Raw genomic sequence first — 17587 nt, 5'->3', positions numbered from 1 at the left:
AGGCTCTGGCTATTTCACCCGAATAAGTAATCCTAACAGACCCAGTACAGCAAAGGCCAGAAATGCTGTAGTGTTGGAGAACATCTCAATGGTGTAACCCGCTATCGATGACCCTATGAACTGCCCCGCACCAAGCGCGAGAAAAGCAAGGCTGATCCCGATGGACGTATTTGGACGAAATAGCCTGGTCGCCCACACGATGAATACACTGGTTAGGAAAATATAGGTACTGCCAAACATAACGGCTGAGACCAGGCTGGCGGCCATCGATGGAAGAAGGATAACGCCAAGTGAAACAGACAACAGCAGAAGGCCTATCCGATAGGACCATCCAATCCCAATACGTTCAATAATGCGGCCAGCACATCCGCCGAGAATCCCCATAATCCCCATCACAATCCAGAACAGTACGGCTTCCGAATCGGAGGCCCCTTTTTCGTCCGTAAGGAAGTTTCGGGCAAAGGTCCAATAGATCGCAGAACTGATACCTGTCAGAAGGGAAGCCATGAGCAGAGCCACACCCGGTCTGGTTGGCTTCATGCAAGCCCAGAGGGACTTGGTACAAGGCTCTGTTTTGCGTGGGGAAAGAACGCGTCTATTCCACAGCACCACCACAACACCCAGAACAGCGAAGAAGATGTAGGTCAAACGCCAATACTCGGTGAACAGCCAGTAGATCGGACCGGATATGATAATGCCAAAGCTGGTACCTGTGTTAATCCAGCTATTCCCCCTGGCTTGCTGCTCAAGTGCAAGCTCAGCATAGACGGTGTTACCCAATGCAGGAGAGGCTAAGCCTGTACTTAATCCGGCAAGAAATACGCCTAGTGTGAGAACAAACGCGTTTGCAGACAAGGCAATGCCCAATAAACCGAGCACAGCACTAACGCCCGCCATTTGAATGACATAATAGTGCCCAATGCGATTAATTAACAATGGAGCACTAAGTAGAGACAGGCAGTACGCAATGTAGGTTGCGGAATTGATTGCTCCGGACTGTGCATCGTCCAGTTGTAGTGCTTCCGAGATTTCCGGCATAAACAGCCCATAGCTGAATCTCCCGAATGCATAACATACAGCGATAAGGGCAATCCCTGGGAAAATAATTTTTTTCATCAAATCCACCGCCTTTTAGATAGAACGATCATTATATTTTCTTTGAAATAAAAAAGTGAGTTGAACTACTAACTCACCCGGTGTAGGACTACTTGAAACTATTTTGCGTCATGTAAATGAGTTCCCGACATACGCTATTTACATTTTCTGTCTCAGCGAGTGCGGTGGAACCCTCCAGCAGCAGGTTAAATTGCAACACTTCACGGTCGCTTGCGGCAGGATCAAGATTTTTGATCAAGGTCATCACATGTTTCTTATGCGCGTTGACAGTTTGTACTATGACGTTGTCTGGATCTCCGCCAAATTCCTCCTTGGCACGCAGAAACAAACATCCTCTCGACTCATGCTCCATCAACCAGCCTGCATGGCCTTCCGCCAGATTGAGGAATACGGGCTGCGCTTTGTTGTCGCCATACTGCCGCAGCTGTTCCAGATAGCGCTGTTCGCGCCGCCGAAGTACTTCAACAATGAGATCATCCTTGGAGTTGAAGTGATTATATAACGTCATGATGGCGATCCCGGCATCTGTGATAATTCGCTTCAAGCCGATAGAATGAAAGCCGTGCAGGTAGAATAATTCCTCAGCCACGTTCAACAGCATTTCCTTTTTGCTGCTCATAAGAAGTAATACGCTCCTTTCAGAATAAGATAGAACGATCATTATACTCGTAAAATATAGAAAATGGCTCATATTGTCAAATGCTGTGAACCATTTCGATTTCCATTTGGTGAAGAGCCTCTATCCATTCAGTAGGACAGCCGGAATCGGTGATCACCATTGATATTTGATCTATAGGTGCAATCTGTGCAAAGGTGGAGCGCCCAAACTTGGTATGATCAGCAACCAAGATGGCTTCTTCAGCGCGTTCCATCATCTTGCGGGAGATGAGTGCCTCTTCCAGCACATAGTCTGTGATGCCATCCGTTAACGAAACGCCGCCTGCTGAAATGAACGCCTTATTGACTTTGAATTGACTCAGCAATTCATGAGCAATAGGTCCAGTAGAGGCTTGTACGACCGGGGTGACTTCTCCTCCGGCGAAAATGATTTTGCCTGCAAACTCCTCCAGTGCACAGGTAAGAATGGGAACGGAGTTGGTAATGACGGTCACCTGAGACCGATGTCGCAACTGTCGCATAATCTCCAGCGTTGTTGTGCCATTGTCCAGCATTACGGTCTCTCCATCTTCAATCAGAGAGGCGGCTACTACGCCGATGGCCTGCTTTTCGTTCAGTTGAAGTTGCGCACGCTTTTGAAAAGGAGCTTCGATCATGCCTGAGCGTACACGTACAGCGCCTCCGTATACTTTGCGCAATTCGCCTTCCTTTTCAAGTCGGTCCAGATCCCGCCGAATCGTCTCCGTGGATACCTGGAACAGATCCGCCAGAACCTGTACCTGAACCTTGCCCTGAGTAGCAAGTTGGATAAGAATGGTGTGTCTGCGTTCTTCATACGTTAAAGACATGTTTGTGCCTCCTGAAGTTTGATCAAGGTATGTATATTGTAGAATTGTGAGATGGTGTGGATTGTTGTTGTTTTAATAGTTTAAGTTGGAGAGAAGACCTTGTCAATTTTGAAATGGTGATGAGGAGTATATTCTGTTCTTAATATGTATTGACAGTGATATGATGTGACGATAAGATCATATAAAACAACGTAAAACCACAACAAACAACATTAAAATTAATCCATAGTGCATGGATCGTCAGGGAGGAAAAAGGGTGAAACATCAGCTTGCTTTTCAAGAAAATGGAACATTCAAAATCGTGCAGTTTACAGATCTACACTGGAAGGACGGGCGGCCAGAAGATCTTCGGACCCGGCAATTAATGAAAACGGTCATTGAAGCGGAACAACCCGATCTGGTTGTATTTACAGGCGATGTTATCTACACGGGACCTGTTGATCCTGGCAATAAGGAATGTGAACACCCGGAGCAGGCATTCCGGGATGCCGTGTCGGTGGTGGAAGAGCGTGGTATTCCGTGGGCTTTTGTGTATGGCAACCATGATACAGAGAATCGGATTACCCCCGATGGATTAATGGATGTGATTCAGGAGCATGCGCATACCGTGACGGAACCTGGGCCGTGTGAGATTGCGGGCTTGGGCAATTACACACTGGAGATTGCCGGAGCGGATGGCAGTCCGGCGGCAGTGTTGTATTTACTTGATTCAGGGGACTATTCCCAGTTCGAGTCCATTCCCGGTTATGGTTGGATTCAGCCCAATCAGATCCAGTGGCTGATGTCTGAATCCACACGCGTCAATCCCGGCCGCAGCCGCGGGGATAAGCTCCCAGCCTTGGCGTTTTTCCATATCCCGATTCCTGAATATCAGTCCATGTGGGACACACAGATCTGTTACGGTAGCAAGTACGAACCTGTCTGCTCTGCCCAAGTGAACTCGGGTCTGTTCTCTGCACTGCTGGAGATGGGCGATGTGATGGGGACCTTTTGCGGACATGATCATGTGAATGATTTTCAGGGGACTTATCACGGCATTCGTCTCTGCTACGGGCGTTCGAGTGGACACAGTACATATGGAAGGAAAGGTATGCTGCGCGGAGGACGGGTGATTCAATTGCAGGCGGGACAACGCAGCTTTGATACTTGGCTTCGTCTGGAAGACGGATCCGTCGTGAACGAACAGCCAGAACATCAACCTGAGAGCACTTCGGCACATTAGAGAATATAGAAGAGCAAGGGATTAGAGAGGAACGTTTTGATTATGATTTTGCCTATAGTTCTGGTGCTCGCTTCCGGGATGGCTCACGCTGTCTGGAGTATGTTCACCAAACGCAGTTTAAACAAAAGCGTGTTTTTATGGTCCATCATGATGATTCCGACCGTTATACTGCTGCCTGTGCTTATCGTGGAGTTGGTACGGGAACCTTTATCCATGCCAGCCTATACACTACTCTTGTTATCGATGGCGCTGCAAGCCTTGTATTCCTGGCTGCTATCGCAGACGTATGAATTGGGCGATTTGTCGCAGATATATCCGATTATGCGGGGGACGAGCACCTTGTTGGTGCCATTGATTGGTGTGGCTTTTCTGGGGGAAACGTTGTCCATGTTCGGCTGGGTCGGTATTGCCTGCATGATTGTAGGATTTACGGTACTGAGTGGTGTGGGAAGCAGAGACGGCAAATCTGGCTCAAGGGTGAAGGGATCAAAGCCGGTTCTGATGGCCTTATGTGTTGGGTTATGTACAACCAGTTATGTGTTCGTGGACAAATTAAATTTAGAGCATATTTCACCCCTGTCGTTACTTGAAGTGACGAACATTGGCTTTGTTGCCGGATTGACTCCGGCGTTGCTCGCTTCCCGCCAACTGCGTCAGGAGTGGAAGAAGAACCGATCAACCATTATGCTGGGGGCGCTGCTGAATCCGGGCTCGTACCTGTTATTTCTGTTCGCATTGCAGCAGGCGCCAATGGCCAGACTGGGCCCGCTTCGGGAAGTGGGGACAGTATTTGCGGCCTTCTTGGGTATTTTGTTGCTGAAAGAACAGCAGGGGAAAAAGCGTATTCTCTGTTCCATCGTTATTTTTGGCGGCATATTGCTGATTGGCATGTGGGGTTAATGGAATTCCAGTATTTGGGGATATGGTGTATACTCATGGTTAATGAACCGCTTACATGAGGAGGGTGAACCATTGAACGTGCAACGTTTGGAAGATATTCATTTTCGTGATCCCTACATACTGGCCATACCATCGCGCAAGAAGTATTATTTGTACGGCTCTATCGGGCAAAATGTGTGGAATGGCCCAGCCATCGGTTTTGATGTCTATGAGAGCGAAGACCTGATCCATTGGAGCGGTCCTTCCCCGTGCTTCCGTGCACCTGCGGACTTCTGGTCCGATCACCACTATTGGGCCCCGGAAGTCTATGAATGGGAAGGTCGCTTTTATATGTTTGCCAGCTTCAAGGCGGAAGGTGTTCCACGGGTTACAGGAGTATTGGTGGCTGATCAGCCCGAGGGGCCTTTTGATTTGTGGTGTCGCTCTCTGACTCCTCCCGATTGGGAATGCCTGGACGGTACATTGTATGTGGACGATCAGGGTGATCCGTGGATGATCTTTTGCAAGGAATGGGTGCAGGTGGAGGATGGTGAGATGTACGCGGTACGTCTGAAACCGGATCTGAAAGGAACGATAGGAAAACCTGATCTGTTATTCAAAGCTTCCGAAGCGCCATGGTCTGTTGGAGGTGGAGAACAGCGAAACCGTTATGTCACGGATGGTCCGTTTCTATACCGGATGCAAAATGATGAACTCGTCATGATGTGGTCCACATCCGGTCAAGACGGTTATACACTGGGGCTGGCCCGCTCCGTGTCCGGCAAACCGCAAGGTCCATGGAAGCAGGATGACAATCCATTGTTTTCCAATAATGGAGGACACGGGATGCTGTTTCGGACGTTTGAAGGACAACTGTGTCTCACCATTCACGCTCCGAACAATCATCCGCATGAACGCCCCGTTATTTTTCGCATGCAGGAGAAGCATGGACAACTGACGCTTATGGATCATCACACGTAAAATGCTGTAAATGCAGATCACGTATTCGGGAAAGGCACTGTCCTAATTGCTTAATCAAACTCTTCAATTAATCCCCTCAGGGTAAATGATCTTAAGAAACATCTGTTCAGATGAGCTTAGGATGACTGCCTGAGGGGATTTGTTTATTTTATCGAAGGTACTCAAACATGATATATTGGAACAAGCAGTTTGTCGGCAAAGTAAAAGTGAGCAATGATAACTCTACGATTAAAAGGACAGAGTAATAGGGAGAGACGTTATATGCTGCACGAGGAAAAGTTGATCCAGGCGATTACGGAGCATGAACAATTAATGCAAGACCTGCGGCGGGTTCGCAGTCTTGATCTGCCTCAGTGTTACATAGGTGCGGGGTATATTCGCAATTATATCTGGGACGTGCTTCATGGCTATCCTCTTCGTGAACTGCACAGCGATATTGATGTTGTCTACTACGATAAGGAAGACATGCGTGAGGGGCGGGATCTGCTGCTGGAACAACGGCTTCGCGAGCAGACAGGCAATTCCAAGTGGTCGGTGAAAAATCAGGCGAGGATGCATCTGCGCAATGGATACGAGCCCTATCAATCTACAGAAGATGCTCTTCGATATTGGCCAGAAATCGTCACAGCCATAGGTGTACAGTTGGATGGACAGGATCAGGTGCGCATCTGTGCCCCGCATGGGCTGGAGGATCTGTATGCGTTAATCGTACGCCAAAGTCCGTTTTTCTCGGATGCAGACTACTATAATCATCGTGTAGAGAAGAAATGCTGGCAACAACAGTGGCCCAAGCTTACGATCATAAGATCCTGAATCTAGGGCACATGGCGGAAGTGAAAGCCCGAGAAGGAGTGTTACTGGATTTATGAAAAAGTTTATACGAGAAAAAGGCCTGATCCTTGATCTTATTTTCATTGCCTTTTTTGTGTTCTTTCTGGTCTTCTGGGGCTGGAACTTCGCGGTGAAGTTTTTTGGCATGATCACTGTAGCTTTTATCGTGTTAAGGCGGATTGATTATCAAAAGCATATCCTGCTGAAACGCATTCTGCTTACCGGGTTCGGGATCGCTGCGGTTTCATTTGTCATTATCGAAGCGCTTGTGTTTACTCAGCTTAGTGCGAATGATCCGGAAGAAGCGGACTATGTCATCATTCTTGGGTCGGGCATCAAGGGAACGGAATTGTCATTGACCTTGAAACAAAGGCTGGATGCCAGTCTGGACTATATTCGCAGTCATCCTCAGACGCCAGTGATTGTATCCGGCGGGCAGGGGCCGGGGGAATCCATTCCTGAAGCACTCGCCATGAAAAATTACCTTGTTGATCAGGGAATCAGCCCCACACAAGTCATTATGGAAGATCGATCGACGAGCACCCAGGAGAATATGGCTTTTTCCAAAAAAATCATTGCTGCATCCGGGCTGGAGCATCCCAAGATCATGATTGTCACAAGTGATTACCATATGTTTAGATCCAAGTATCTGGCCGCCAAGAACGGTTACGCTGCTGAATACGGCATTTCGGCTCCTTCTCCGGGTTATCTGAAACCGATCAATATGATCCGTGAGTATTTTGCAGCGGTTAAAGCATTTATCTAATGGATAATGCGCGAATTCAGAACTGGATTCAATCCTCAAGATATCAGATCCAAACAGGCAACGATCAACTCCTAATCGAGTGAACGTTGCCTTTTTTGTTATTTCTTATCGTACGTTTTGAAAATTTCAGTGATCACATTGAGAGCCATAGCTATTTCATGCGGTTCATGGGTTCTCAGAATAGTAATTAGTTTCTGAATGTTACTATCATCATAGGAGAGTGCCTCGTTTTCATTCACATATGTAAATAATTGATTAACGCCGACATCAAGAGCATCCGCGATTCTATCCAAATTTTTTAAAGAGATGTTACGCTCCGCGCGTTCAATGAATCCGATATAGCTTGTATTAAATCCTGCTTTCTCAGCTAGAGCCTCTTGAGATAGATCCCTGGATTTCCGAAGATCTCTTATTCTTGCACCAACTAACTCCAAAAGTTCTGACATGGGTACACCTCTCTTTAATTAGAAGTGTAGAGAAAGAATAGAGGTTGATTAACCAATGCTTAATAAGTAATTTGATTAAAAAACTACTATACAGTAATATTTTATCTATATCTTGCCCAAAACATAAAAAATACACACCAGTTTGTTTTGTACAGAGAGTAAAACGGATAAAGGAGTTGATGGACTTGAATGAAATGTACTCCTTCATGAATCGGCAGATCGATAAACCTTTATTGTACTTAACTGATGAGATTTCCAAAGTGAAAAGAGATGTGTTCGATTATCAAAAACTTGCTGGGTATCATATGAAATTGGCTTTTATGATGCATAAGCATAATCAAAGCAAAGCAAAGTTTGCCTGATTCTATGTGACTGGGCTTTGACTGCCATGATCAAGGCTTTGTACATTCATGAGAACCAAACAACAATCTTACCTGACGAATGGACTATGAACGAAATTCTTTCTTTTGTGCATACAGATAAGAACCCCGGACTGGATATTGTCTTATTCATCGGCACGATACAATATATATCTTCAATAGAAAACGGCCCAGACTCTTTTCTTGCAGAGCCAACCAACATTGACAAACTGCTTGAACGAACAGAACAAGTGTTGAGTGAACTATCCGTCCGAATTCTCAGTGAACCAAACACTCCACTTTTTTAATTGCTGAAAATATATAAGAAGTTTGTTTGACTGCGACAGCTTCCGTACGCCAAAGCGGCCTACATGGGGTTGTTTTTTTGTTGGAACACGCCATCAATCGAAAGAATCTTGTACAATGAGGTAGTTGGAAAATTGAAACATAAATGGGGGATAAACATGAGGGGATGCATTAGTTACTAATCAAGAGCATTTTATATGAAATAGAAGAGCAGGATCAAAAAGCATTTTATCCGGCTGGGGGATTCAAATGATGCCCATAACGAATTTATGAGAATGACCCATGATCATCTGATCAGAAATAACCATCAGACTGCTTTACAACGTTTGCGGACAGGAATGTATCGAGAGAAGAAAGATAAAAAGAAGGGGTGCAGCTGATTTGAAAACATACATACTATTATTTGAAGGATACGTATCATTTGAGATTATGTTAGCCTGCTATTTTATGAAAACCCAAGGAGACATCATGACGGTGGCGCTGGAAAAGGGACCGTTACAGTCATATGAGGGATTTTCAGTTAATCCCTCTGCTCTCTTAAATGAGATTGATCCGTCCGAAGTGGACCTTTTCATAATTCCTGGAGGGGATGTTGCGAAGTTGCTCGAACGACCGGACTTGATGAACTGGCTCAAAGCGCTTAACGAGCGCAAGACGCCCATTGCAGCCATCTGTGCAGGAACATTGTTGTTCGGTCAAGCGCAAGTATTGGAGGGCAGATCATTTACGACTAATGCTGAATCCGAGATGAGAGCCGTCACTGCCCAAGGAACATATGTGAATGAAGGTGTAGTAGTGGATGGACATATCATTACAGCAAAGGCGAATGCTTATGTGGATTTTGGAATCGAAATCGGTAAAGTTATGAATATCTATTCAGGTCCTGAAGATCTGGAAGAAACGATTCAAGTGTTCAAATATTTCAACGCCAAATCATGATATAATATACGTCATTAATAGAAGAACGATGTAGGAGTGAATGATTATTACAGCATATATGTTACCTGCTCTCTATGAGCAAAAGAAAGTTTCAGCGCATGACATGGAAGAGATTGTACGTCTGTTGGCGCACGCCCCTTTACTATACGATGACGGGCTGACAATTCAAGTTCAGGACTTCATGGAAGGATTGGAGATCGAGCTTGCGCATGAGGTACGGCGCGCAGTAATCGAACTGTATGAACTGGCTGTGCAAGCTTGTCGTTCCTTCTCCGAGCCATCTGCTTATGAGCAGTTTCAGGATGCACTTGGATTACAGGCCGAACTATGGCAGGAAGAAGTGCTGACGCTTGCCGATTGGATGGAATGGTTGAAGCAGATCGGTAAAGGACAAAGAAAATTGCCTGAATACGATTTTACAGCCATGCTGGGGAATTTGCCTGAAGGGTTCATGATTCATGATTTCCATGATGAGCTCATGTATCAGTTGGAGCAAAACTCAACGAACGCATGGGCGATGGAAGAACGCAATCGCTTATACGCAGCATTGGGCGTAAATTAAAATCAAACAAAACGGTCACAGACGGTGTTAGTCCATATATAGCGTAGTTGCTTTACCCAGTATGGGGAAATGAGGGGATACCGTGAAAAAGGTTGTGTTGGCGGGTGGAACAGGGTTTGTTGGTCAGGATTTTGCCCAAAGATTCAAGGAGCTTGGTTATGAGGTGCTCATTATCTCACGTCAGCCCGGTCATATTGCCTGGGAGAATCAGGCTGGAATCATACAGGCACTTGAAGGTGCAGAATTGCTGATTAACCTGGCCGGAAAATCCGTAAACTGCCGTTACACGGACGAGAACCGTAAAATCATTCTGGAATCCAGAACTCGGACAACCCGCATTTTGGGCGAGTCTGTTCTGGCCTGTAGCAACCCTCCTGAATTATGGATTAATTCGAGCACGGCCACTATATACAGACATGCAGAAGATCGCCCCATGACGGAGAAAGAGGGGGAGATTGGCTCCGGATTCTCAGTGGATGTCGCCAAGGCGTGGGAAAAGGCTTTTTTTGAATTCAGTCTGCCGTCTACACGTCAGATCGCATTACGGATTGCCATTGTGCTGGGGGATGGCGGTGTCATGGAGCCACTGACCAATCTGGTCCGTTTTGGGCTGGGTGGATCACAAGGACCTGGAACCCAGCAGTTTAGCTGGATTTATATAGAAGATCTGTTCCGCATGGTGATCTATGTTCAGCAGCATCCGCAACTGGAGGGTGTATTTAATGCTTCCTCTCCGCATCCTGTCACGAACCGCCAGCTTATGGAGAGTCTGAGGCGGCAGATGGGAGTTCGGATTGGACTACCTTCACCTCGCTGGATGCTTGAACTGGGAGCGCGATTCATTCGGACCGAAACAGAACTGGTTCTCAAAAGCCGTTGGGTGATTCCCGAAAGGCTGGAAAGAGAAGGATTTACATTCAGATATGATACGCTCGATCTTTCACTGGCCGAGATTTTGAAGTAAGAAATGAATCAACGTGACTGAATAAAAAAAAGATAACACAACGGGAGGGGCAGAGGACATCTGCCCTTCTGCTGTATTTTCTTCACTTCGTCATGGCGTTTAGCCAGGCGGGGTGAAGTGTAATTTTCATTTAGATATGTTCGACTAAACATTTACACGATAACAGCGATCGAAAGGTTGTTCTGTCATCGGAGTGTTAGTATAAATATTCATTAGTTGAACTTATATCCATCAGTCAGAAGAAGAGAAAGAGGTAGGTCATATGCAGCTTAGAAGAGTGAGAATTGTTGGGACGGGCAAGTATTTGCCTGAACAGGAAGTCACAGATGAGGAGCTGGATCGCCGTTTGCAGGTGCCTGCGGGCTGGGTCAGCAAAGCAACAGGTGTTGGTGTGCGCCATTACGCTTCCGGTACAGAGACCTCTTCCTTCATGGGAGCGAGGGCTGCCGAAGCCGCACTTGCGGATGCGGAATTGACGTTTGCAGATATAGACTGTCTGGTGTGCACGAGCGGTACGAAGGAACAACCTTTACCCAGTACGGCGGTATTCATTCAGCAGGCGATGGGGCAGCAGGATTCAGGTGTACCGGCTTTTGACATGGATGCGACCTGCTTAAGTTTTCTGAACGGGTTGGATGTTATCTCCTATATGGTGGATGCCGGACGTTATAAAAGGGTGCTGATTGTAGCTACGGAGATCGCTTCGAAGGGATTGAATTGGTCGAACAAGGAGAGTGCGGCCCTGTTCGGTGATGGAGCTGCTGCTGTCGTTATTGAACGCTCTGCTGAAGGAGAGTCTTCGCAGATTGTACATGCCTCGCTGAAAACGTACAGCCGCGGAGCGCGGTTTTCGGAAATTGCCGGTGGAGGTACTCGTCTGCATGCCTCGAATTATGTGGCAGATCAGCCGGAGCCCTATCTTTTTCATATGGATGGACAAGCCATCTTCCGTATGGCTTCCAGATTGCTGCCAGCATTTATTGACGATATGTTGCTAGCAACCGGTAATCAGATGAAGGATTTCCAATTGGTGATTCCGCATCAGGGAAGTGCCATGGCGATGAGGCTGATCCGCAAAAAGCTGGGAATCGAAGAGGACCGTTTTATGGACATTACACGAAATCACGGCAATACCATTGCCGCTTCCATTCCGATGGGGCTGCATGAAGCGATCAAGCAGCAGCGCATTCAGAGGGGAGATCGGGTGCTAATGATCGGAACAGCCGCTGGATTGTCACTGGGAGGACTCATTTTTGACTACTAGATTCACGAAGAATGGACATCAAACATCAGAATCCTTAAAGGTGCTGCTCACGGGCGGCCGGGCTCCGGTAACCCTCGATCTGGCGCGTATGCTTCATTGTGCGGGCCACCGGGTTTACGTCGCGGAGAGCGTGGTGCGTCATTTGTGCAGATTGTCCGGTGTGGTGGAGCAGTGCTTCATGGTCCCATCTCCACGTCATGACACAGAGAATTACTTGTTAGAGATGGAGAGTCTGGTTCAAGCCTGGCAGATCGATTTGTTGATTCCGATGTGTGAAGAAGTTTTTTATATTGCTCAAGGAGCAGAGCGGCTGCGTGATCACTGCCGTGTACTTGTTTCGCCTATAGAGCAGCTACATGAATTGCATCATAAATATCATTTTATCCAGCTTGCAAATTCGCTTGGTCTTTCGGTTCCGGATACCCGTCTGATCAACAGTCGGCAGGAATGGATGGAAGCGCAGGTTGTTCTGAAATTAGAGAGGGAATGGGTATGGAAGCCCGTGTACTCCCGCTTTGCTGTCAGAGTTCGTATGCCGGTATCCTCTACAGCAGACTTTGATGGAGGATCACCTGATCAAAAGATATACGCGGGTAAAATGAAGCAGCACCGTTTACAGAATGATCCTCCTGGCGACACGGAAATATCCTCGGCTTCCCCTTGGGTTGCGCAGGCTTATGTTGCCGGGCAAATGTTATGTACATACAGCGTAGCTTATGAAGGGAAAATCGTTGCACATACGACCTACGACAGTCGCTATCGAACGGGCAGCGTAGGGGCGAGTGTTTTTTTTGAACATGTGGAGCATGAAGAAATTTACGAGTGGGTAAGGCAATTTGTACAGGCGACAGGGTTTAGCGGGCAGATTGGTTTTGATTTTATCGAAACAGAGGACGGACAAGTGTATGCCATTGAGTGTAATCCGAGGGCGACCAGTGGAATCCATTTATTTTACCCTGGTGATGGCTTGGTACGTGCTTTTATTGCACCTGAAGAACTGGTGAAAGCAGCAAAGGTGATCATCCCCAAGCAAGGCAGCAAAGCGATGTTGATGCTTCCGATGCTGGGAAGTGGATTGCAGCAGCTCTGGGGCAAGGGCAGCCTGCGGACATGGATGACAGCCTGGCGGGGAACGAGGGATGTGGTGTATATGAGACACGATGTGAAACCTTTGTTTGAGCAATTTGCTATTGTACTCTCCGCCTGGCGGCTGGCAAGGGAACATAAGTTTTCGCTGACTGAAGCTTTGACTCACGACATAGAATGGAACGGTGAACAACGATGAATAGAGCATTGGTTACAGGAGCAACCGGATGTCTGGGCAGGCATCTGGCGATACGACTTGCAGAGCAAGGCTGGGAAGTTACGGGTATGGGACGGCAGCAAAAGCACGGTGCACAGCTTGAGGTAGCAGGCATTCGATTTTATAACGGAGATATACGGGATCCGGTGGCGGTGAATGAGGCCTGTTCGGGTCAGGATGTTGTGTTTCACTGTGCGGCGTTATCGTCGCCATGGGGCAAATACCGGGATTTTTACAGCAGCAATGTGGAGGGGACACAGCATTTGGTGGATCGTTGTATGAAAGGTGGTGTACAGCGCTTCATTCACGTATCAACGCCGAGCTTATATTTTAACTACAGTCCGAGATATGACATACACGAGAATGACCTCTTGCCCTCCAAACCAGCCAATCATTACGCAGCCACCAAGCGGCTCGCTGAGCAAGTGGTTTTGCAGGCTCATGCCAATGGACTTCCATCGATCATCATTCGTCCAAGAGCTGTTTTTGGCCCATATGACCAGACCCTTTTTCCCAGAATCGTTGCAGCAAATGCCAAATCGGGTGTACCTATGATCGGAGGCGGACAGGCACTCATTGATCTGACTTGTGTGGATAACGTGGTGGATGCGCTGTTGTTATGCAGGGATGCCAAGAGAGAAGCCCTTGGTCGTGCCTACAATATTTCCAATGGAGATCCAAGACCGTTCCAGGATTTGGTGAGCACGTTGTTTGGAATGCTGGAAATGCCTTTACGCCGTCGAAACATTCCCTACAGAGCAGCATACGGAGCAGCCGCAGTGCTGGAACGTGTACATCGCTTGATTCCTGCGTTAGGTGAACCTCAGTTGACGCGGTATACGGTTGGTTCATTATCTATCCCGCAGACGCTGGATATTACGGACGCCCGTGAGAAGCTGGGGTATGTGCCTCGGTTGACCATTGATGAGGGGTTACAACAATTTGCAGACTGGTGGAGGGCTGGATCATGCTGACAACAACTTCGGTAAAGCTTCATTTGGGTGCAGCGGGTTACTGCACACATCCGGAGCTTTTGACGCTGCGTGGTGGAAGTTTACGTCCGGTGGCCTTTCCGGCCGGCTTTGCCTGCATCATTCACCCTGTACATGGTCCGATTCTGCTGGACACGGGATATAGCTCCCGTTTTTTCAAGGAAACCGCTCATTTGCCAAACGCGCTGTACCGTCATATTACACCTGTGGTATATCGTGAAGAAGACAGTGCAGTACATTTTCTGGCTCGTTTAGGACTGAAAGTTTCGGATATTCGGTACATCATCCTCTCGCACTTTCATGGGGATCATATCGCGGGTGTGCGGGATTTCCCACAGGCGCAATTGATCTATCTGCCAAGAGCTTATGACGCCGTGCGTTCACTTGGACCCATTGCGGCTGTAAAGGCAGGGTTTCTGTCCGGGCTGCTGCCAAAGGACTTTGATGCCCGATCATTGCCTGTTACGAAGCAGCCGGAGCGATGGGTGAGAGCGGGTGAGGATTTTCCTTTTCCCGAGGTATACGATATTTTCGGTGATGGCAGTCTGCTGGGTGTTGACGTATCGGGTCATGCGGAAGGCATGATGGGGATTTTGCTCAGTACAGAGTCGCATGACTATTTTCTGTGTGCGGACGCGGTGTGGTCGAGTCGTGCTTTTCAGGAACAACGCAGACCTCACGCACTCGCTGGAATCATTATGTCGGATCGTCTGGCGTATCGAAGAAATTTTGACAGACTGGTTCAGTTGCATCAGCAGTTTCCATCGATTCGGATTGTGCCCAGTCATTGCCGCAAAGCGCTTGATGCTTGGGGTTCAAAGGGTGAGGACATATGAGCAGTACACTGCGTATTGTCTATCATTATGCACTTGCACGGGGATTGAGAAAATGGAAAACACGAGCGCAGCTTGAACGCTGGCAGGAACGCCAGATCATTCGTCAAGTGGAACGGGTTCGTGACAAGTCACCTTTTTACCGGGAGTGGTGGGGTGATGTTGATGCATCCAACTGGAGAAGCCTTCCGCTGATTGACAAAACAATCATGATGCAGCATTTTGATCGGCTCAACACGGTGGGCATTTCCAAGGACGAAGCGATGGCTCTCGCCGGGAAAAGCGAGGAAAGGCGTGATTTTAAGCCATCCGTTCAGGGCGTGACGGTAGGCTTGTCTTCAGGTACATCAGGCAACCGGGGGTTGTTTCTGGTGAGTGATCAGGAGCAGGATGCGTGGACAGGGGCAGTGCTGGCGAAGCTCCTGCCTGGCGGACTGTGGAAGCCTGCCAAGATCGCCTTTTTCCTGCGGGCCAACAGTAATCTGTATGAATCGGTGCAGCGGGGTAAGCTGCAATTTCAATATTTTGATCTGCTGGAGCCTGTCGATATCTTGGTTGAACGTATGGAAACATACCGGCCCACCGTATGGGTAGCGCCGCCCTCCATGCTGAGAATGCTGGCTGACGCTTATACGTCAGGCACATTGACCGCTATACCGGACAAAATCATTTCAGTTGCTGAAGTGCTGGACCCGCTGGATCGCAAGGTGCTGGAACATGTTTTTGGACAAACGATTCATCAGGTGTACCAATGTACGGAAGGATTCCTGGGCGCAACCTGTCGCTTTGGCACGTTGCATTTGAATGAAGATATCGTTCATATTGAAAAAGAGTTCATTGATCCCGCGACCCGGAGGTTCGTGCCTGTAATCACGGACTTCTCCAGAACCTCACAGCCGATTATCCGTTATCGGCTGAACGACATTTTGACCGAGGCAGCGGCTCCTTGTGCCTGTGGGTCTTCGTTCACTGCCATTGAGCGGATCGAAGGCCGCTGTGATGACACGCTTTATTTTCCACATCGGCAATCGGGCGAAGCCGTACCTGTATTTCCGGATTTTGTTACGCGTGCGGTGATTGCAGCCTCTCCGGCTATTGAGCATTATCGCGTCGTGCAGCGAGGTAACGGGATGTTGGAAGTATCGCTTCGGCTTGCAGGAGGAGAAGGGATGCAGCAGGTGGAAGCCAATGTGCAGCGTGAGCTGATGAAGCTGGGAGAACGGCTGGAATGCACCGTACCTGATATCAGATTCGTTCCTTATACGTTTGGACCGGGAATAACGAAGCTGCGCCGAGTGGAGAGACAGCACACTTGAGTGAAGCGTTGTGGTGATAATTGGTAACGAAGATCAATCCACTAAATCCACCGAGGGAAGAGGTGAAGCAGATGACAGAACAGAAGATACAGACAGAGGATGATCATATACAGGGCGGAACAGGATCAACAGTGAAAAAGTTGAGAGAATTCGACCCAAACGCTCCCGTGGCATTAATTACAGGTACATCGAGTGGATTCGGCATGCTTACGGCCATTACGCTGGCTAAACAAGGATATCGTGTTGTGGCAACGATGCGTGATTTGAGTCGGAATGCAGAATTGGCAAGGCTGGCGGAGCAGTCGGGTATTTCGGATCGATTGCAGGTTATTCGCCTGGATGTAACGGATGCTGATTCGGTGCAGGAGGCTGTTCAGACGGTACTTCAAAACAATGGGCGGATCGATATGCTGGTGAACAATGCGGGTTTTGCGCTTGGCGGATTTATTGAGGAAGTATCCATGGATGATTGGCGTAGGCAAATGGAAACGAATCTGTTTGGCTTGATTGCCGTTACCCGTGCGGTCCTGCCTGTCATGCGTGAGCAAAAACAGGGATTGATCATCAACTTGTCCAGCGTCAGTGGATTGTCCGGTTTTCCAGGTTATGCGCCGTATGCTGCGTCCAAATTTGCTGTAGAGGGTTTCACAGAAAGCTTGCGTCATGAGATGTCTTCGTTCGGCGTCCGGGTTGTGCTGGTAGAGCCAGGTGCTTATCGCACACCCATCTGGAGTAAAGGCTTGGGTGAAATTCATAGGAGCGATCATTCTCCCTATAAAGATAAGCTGGACGCGGTTCTTCGTTATTCCCAGCATGCTGGAGAGACTGCACCTGATCCGCAGGAAGTGGCCGATCTGATCGCTCGCATTGCACGGATACGTGCACCAAGGCTTCGTTATGCGCTGGGTAAAGGCTCACGTTTGCTTATCATCGGCAAGTTGCTGCTTCCATGGAAATGGCTGGAGTGGATTATTGCGCGTGGATTGAAATAGAATCAACTACGAAACTCAATCACGAAATAAAAAACACTGGAGGACTTTCA

General features: G+C 48.0%; 18 protein-coding genes. 14 read left to right on the top strand and 4 right to left on the bottom strand.

Annotated elements, in window-relative coordinates; all coding sequences use genetic code 11:
• Positions 1 to 9: 9 nt before the first annotated feature.
• From ACFVQB_RS27055 to ACFVQB_RS27045, 3 genes are all read right to left on the bottom strand, one after another.
• Positions 10 to 1116, bottom strand: a complete 1107-nt coding sequence (locus ACFVQB_RS27055) for an MFS transporter (RefSeq protein ID WP_379446990.1) — start codon at positions 1114 to 1116, stop codon at positions 10 to 12.
• An 88-nt stretch (positions 1117 to 1204) separates the two neighbouring features.
• Positions 1205 to 1735 (bottom strand): TetR/AcrR family transcriptional regulator, encoded by a 531-nt coding sequence (locus ACFVQB_RS27050; RefSeq protein ID WP_379446989.1) that lies wholly within the window; start codon positions 1733 to 1735, stop codon positions 1205 to 1207.
• A gap of 76 nt (positions 1736 to 1811) precedes the next feature.
• Positions 1812 to 2582 (bottom strand): DeoR/GlpR family DNA-binding transcription regulator, encoded by a 771-nt coding sequence (locus tag ACFVQB_RS27045; protein WP_379446988.1) that lies wholly within the window; start codon positions 2580 to 2582, stop codon positions 1812 to 1814.
• A gap of 256 nt (positions 2583 to 2838) precedes the next feature.
• On the opposite strand from ACFVQB_RS27045, the gene ACFVQB_RS27040 reads away from it, so the two are divergent.
• The 5 genes from ACFVQB_RS27040 (at position 2839) to ACFVQB_RS27020 (ending at position 7261) form a co-directional block, all read left to right on the top strand.
• Positions 2839 to 3804 carry a metallophosphoesterase family protein gene (locus ACFVQB_RS27040; protein ID WP_379446987.1) on the top strand — a complete coding sequence of 322 codons (966 nt, stop codon included), beginning with the start codon at positions 2839 to 2841 and terminating at the stop codon, positions 3802 to 3804.
• Positions 3805 to 3846: 42 nt separating this feature from the next.
• Complete coding sequence (locus tag ACFVQB_RS27035; protein WP_379446986.1) at positions 3847 to 4704, top strand: DMT family transporter; 858 nt, start codon at positions 3847 to 3849, stop codon at positions 4702 to 4704.
• A gap of 78 nt (positions 4705 to 4782) precedes the next feature.
• On the top strand, positions 4783 to 5664 hold the full coding sequence (locus ACFVQB_RS27030; protein ID WP_379447137.1) for a glycoside hydrolase family 43 protein: 882 nt from the start codon (positions 4783 to 4785) through the stop codon (positions 5662 to 5664).
• 261 nt (positions 5665 to 5925) lie between these two features.
• Positions 5926 to 6477, top strand: a complete 552-nt coding sequence (locus ACFVQB_RS27025; RefSeq protein WP_379446985.1) for a nucleotidyltransferase family protein — start codon at positions 5926 to 5928, stop codon at positions 6475 to 6477.
• 52 nt (positions 6478 to 6529) lie between these two features.
• Positions 6530 to 7261, top strand: coding sequence for a YdcF family protein (locus tag ACFVQB_RS27020; protein WP_379446984.1), 732 nt, complete (start codon positions 6530 to 6532; stop codon positions 7259 to 7261).
• Between the two features lie 98 nt (positions 7262 to 7359).
• On the opposite strand, the gene ACFVQB_RS27015 is transcribed toward ACFVQB_RS27020, so the two are convergent.
• The gene (locus tag ACFVQB_RS27015) at positions 7360 to 7707 is read right to left on the bottom strand and encodes a helix-turn-helix domain-containing protein (RefSeq protein WP_379446983.1); all 348 of its coding nucleotides are present in this window, start codon (positions 7705 to 7707) and stop codon (positions 7360 to 7362) included.
• A 1046-nt stretch (positions 7708 to 8753) separates the two neighbouring features.
• Between ACFVQB_RS27015 and ACFVQB_RS27010 the strand changes: the two genes are divergently transcribed.
• The 9 genes from ACFVQB_RS27010 (at position 8754) to ACFVQB_RS26970 (ending at position 17537) form a co-directional block, all read left to right on the top strand.
• On the top strand, positions 8754 to 9311 hold the full coding sequence (locus ACFVQB_RS27010) for a DJ-1/PfpI family protein (RefSeq protein WP_379446982.1): 558 nt from the start codon (positions 8754 to 8756) through the stop codon (positions 9309 to 9311).
• A 40-nt stretch (positions 9312 to 9351) separates the two neighbouring features.
• The gene (locus ACFVQB_RS27005; protein WP_379446981.1) at positions 9352 to 9873 is read left to right on the top strand and encodes a hypothetical protein; all 522 of its coding nucleotides are present in this window, start codon (positions 9352 to 9354) and stop codon (positions 9871 to 9873) included.
• Between the two features lie 82 nt (positions 9874 to 9955).
• Entirely contained in the window at positions 9956 to 10837 is an 882-nt protein-coding gene (locus ACFVQB_RS27000; protein WP_379446980.1) for a TIGR01777 family oxidoreductase, read from the top strand.
• Between the two features lie 262 nt (positions 10838 to 11099).
• Positions 11100 to 12101, top strand: coding sequence for a beta-ketoacyl-ACP synthase III (locus ACFVQB_RS26995; protein ID WP_379446979.1), 1002 nt, complete (start codon positions 11100 to 11102; stop codon positions 12099 to 12101).
• Positions 12091 to 13386 carry an ATP-grasp domain-containing protein gene (locus tag ACFVQB_RS26990; RefSeq protein WP_379446978.1) on the top strand — a complete coding sequence of 432 codons (1296 nt, stop codon included), beginning with the start codon at positions 12091 to 12093 and terminating at the stop codon, positions 13384 to 13386. Before ACFVQB_RS26995 ends, ACFVQB_RS26990 begins: the two co-directional genes overlap by 11 nt.
• Positions 13383 to 14378 (top strand): NAD-dependent epimerase/dehydratase family protein, encoded by a 996-nt coding sequence (locus tag ACFVQB_RS26985; protein ID WP_379446977.1) that lies wholly within the window; start codon positions 13383 to 13385, stop codon positions 14376 to 14378. The genes ACFVQB_RS26990 and ACFVQB_RS26985 overlap by 4 nt, the downstream gene beginning before the upstream one ends.
• Positions 14372 to 15232, top strand: coding sequence for an MBL fold metallo-hydrolase (locus ACFVQB_RS26980; protein WP_379446976.1), 861 nt, complete (start codon positions 14372 to 14374; stop codon positions 15230 to 15232). The genes ACFVQB_RS26985 and ACFVQB_RS26980 overlap by 7 nt, the downstream gene beginning before the upstream one ends.
• Positions 15229 to 16545: a F390 synthetase-related protein gene (locus tag ACFVQB_RS26975; protein WP_379446975.1), complete on the top strand. Its 1317-nt coding sequence runs from the start codon at positions 15229 to 15231 to the stop codon at positions 16543 to 16545. The genes ACFVQB_RS26980 and ACFVQB_RS26975 overlap by 4 nt, the downstream gene beginning before the upstream one ends.
• 71 nt (positions 16546 to 16616) lie before the next feature.
• Positions 16617 to 17537, top strand: coding sequence for an SDR family oxidoreductase (locus tag ACFVQB_RS26970; RefSeq protein ID WP_379446974.1), 921 nt, complete (start codon positions 16617 to 16619; stop codon positions 17535 to 17537).
• The last annotated feature ends 50 nt before the right edge of the window (positions 17538 to 17587 follow it).

The organism is Paenibacillus sp. NPDC057886 (assembly GCF_042796655.1).
Lineage (GTDB): Bacteria > Bacillota > Bacilli > Paenibacillales > Paenibacillaceae > Paenibacillus.
This window is presented reverse-complemented; position numbering and strand designations above follow the sequence as displayed.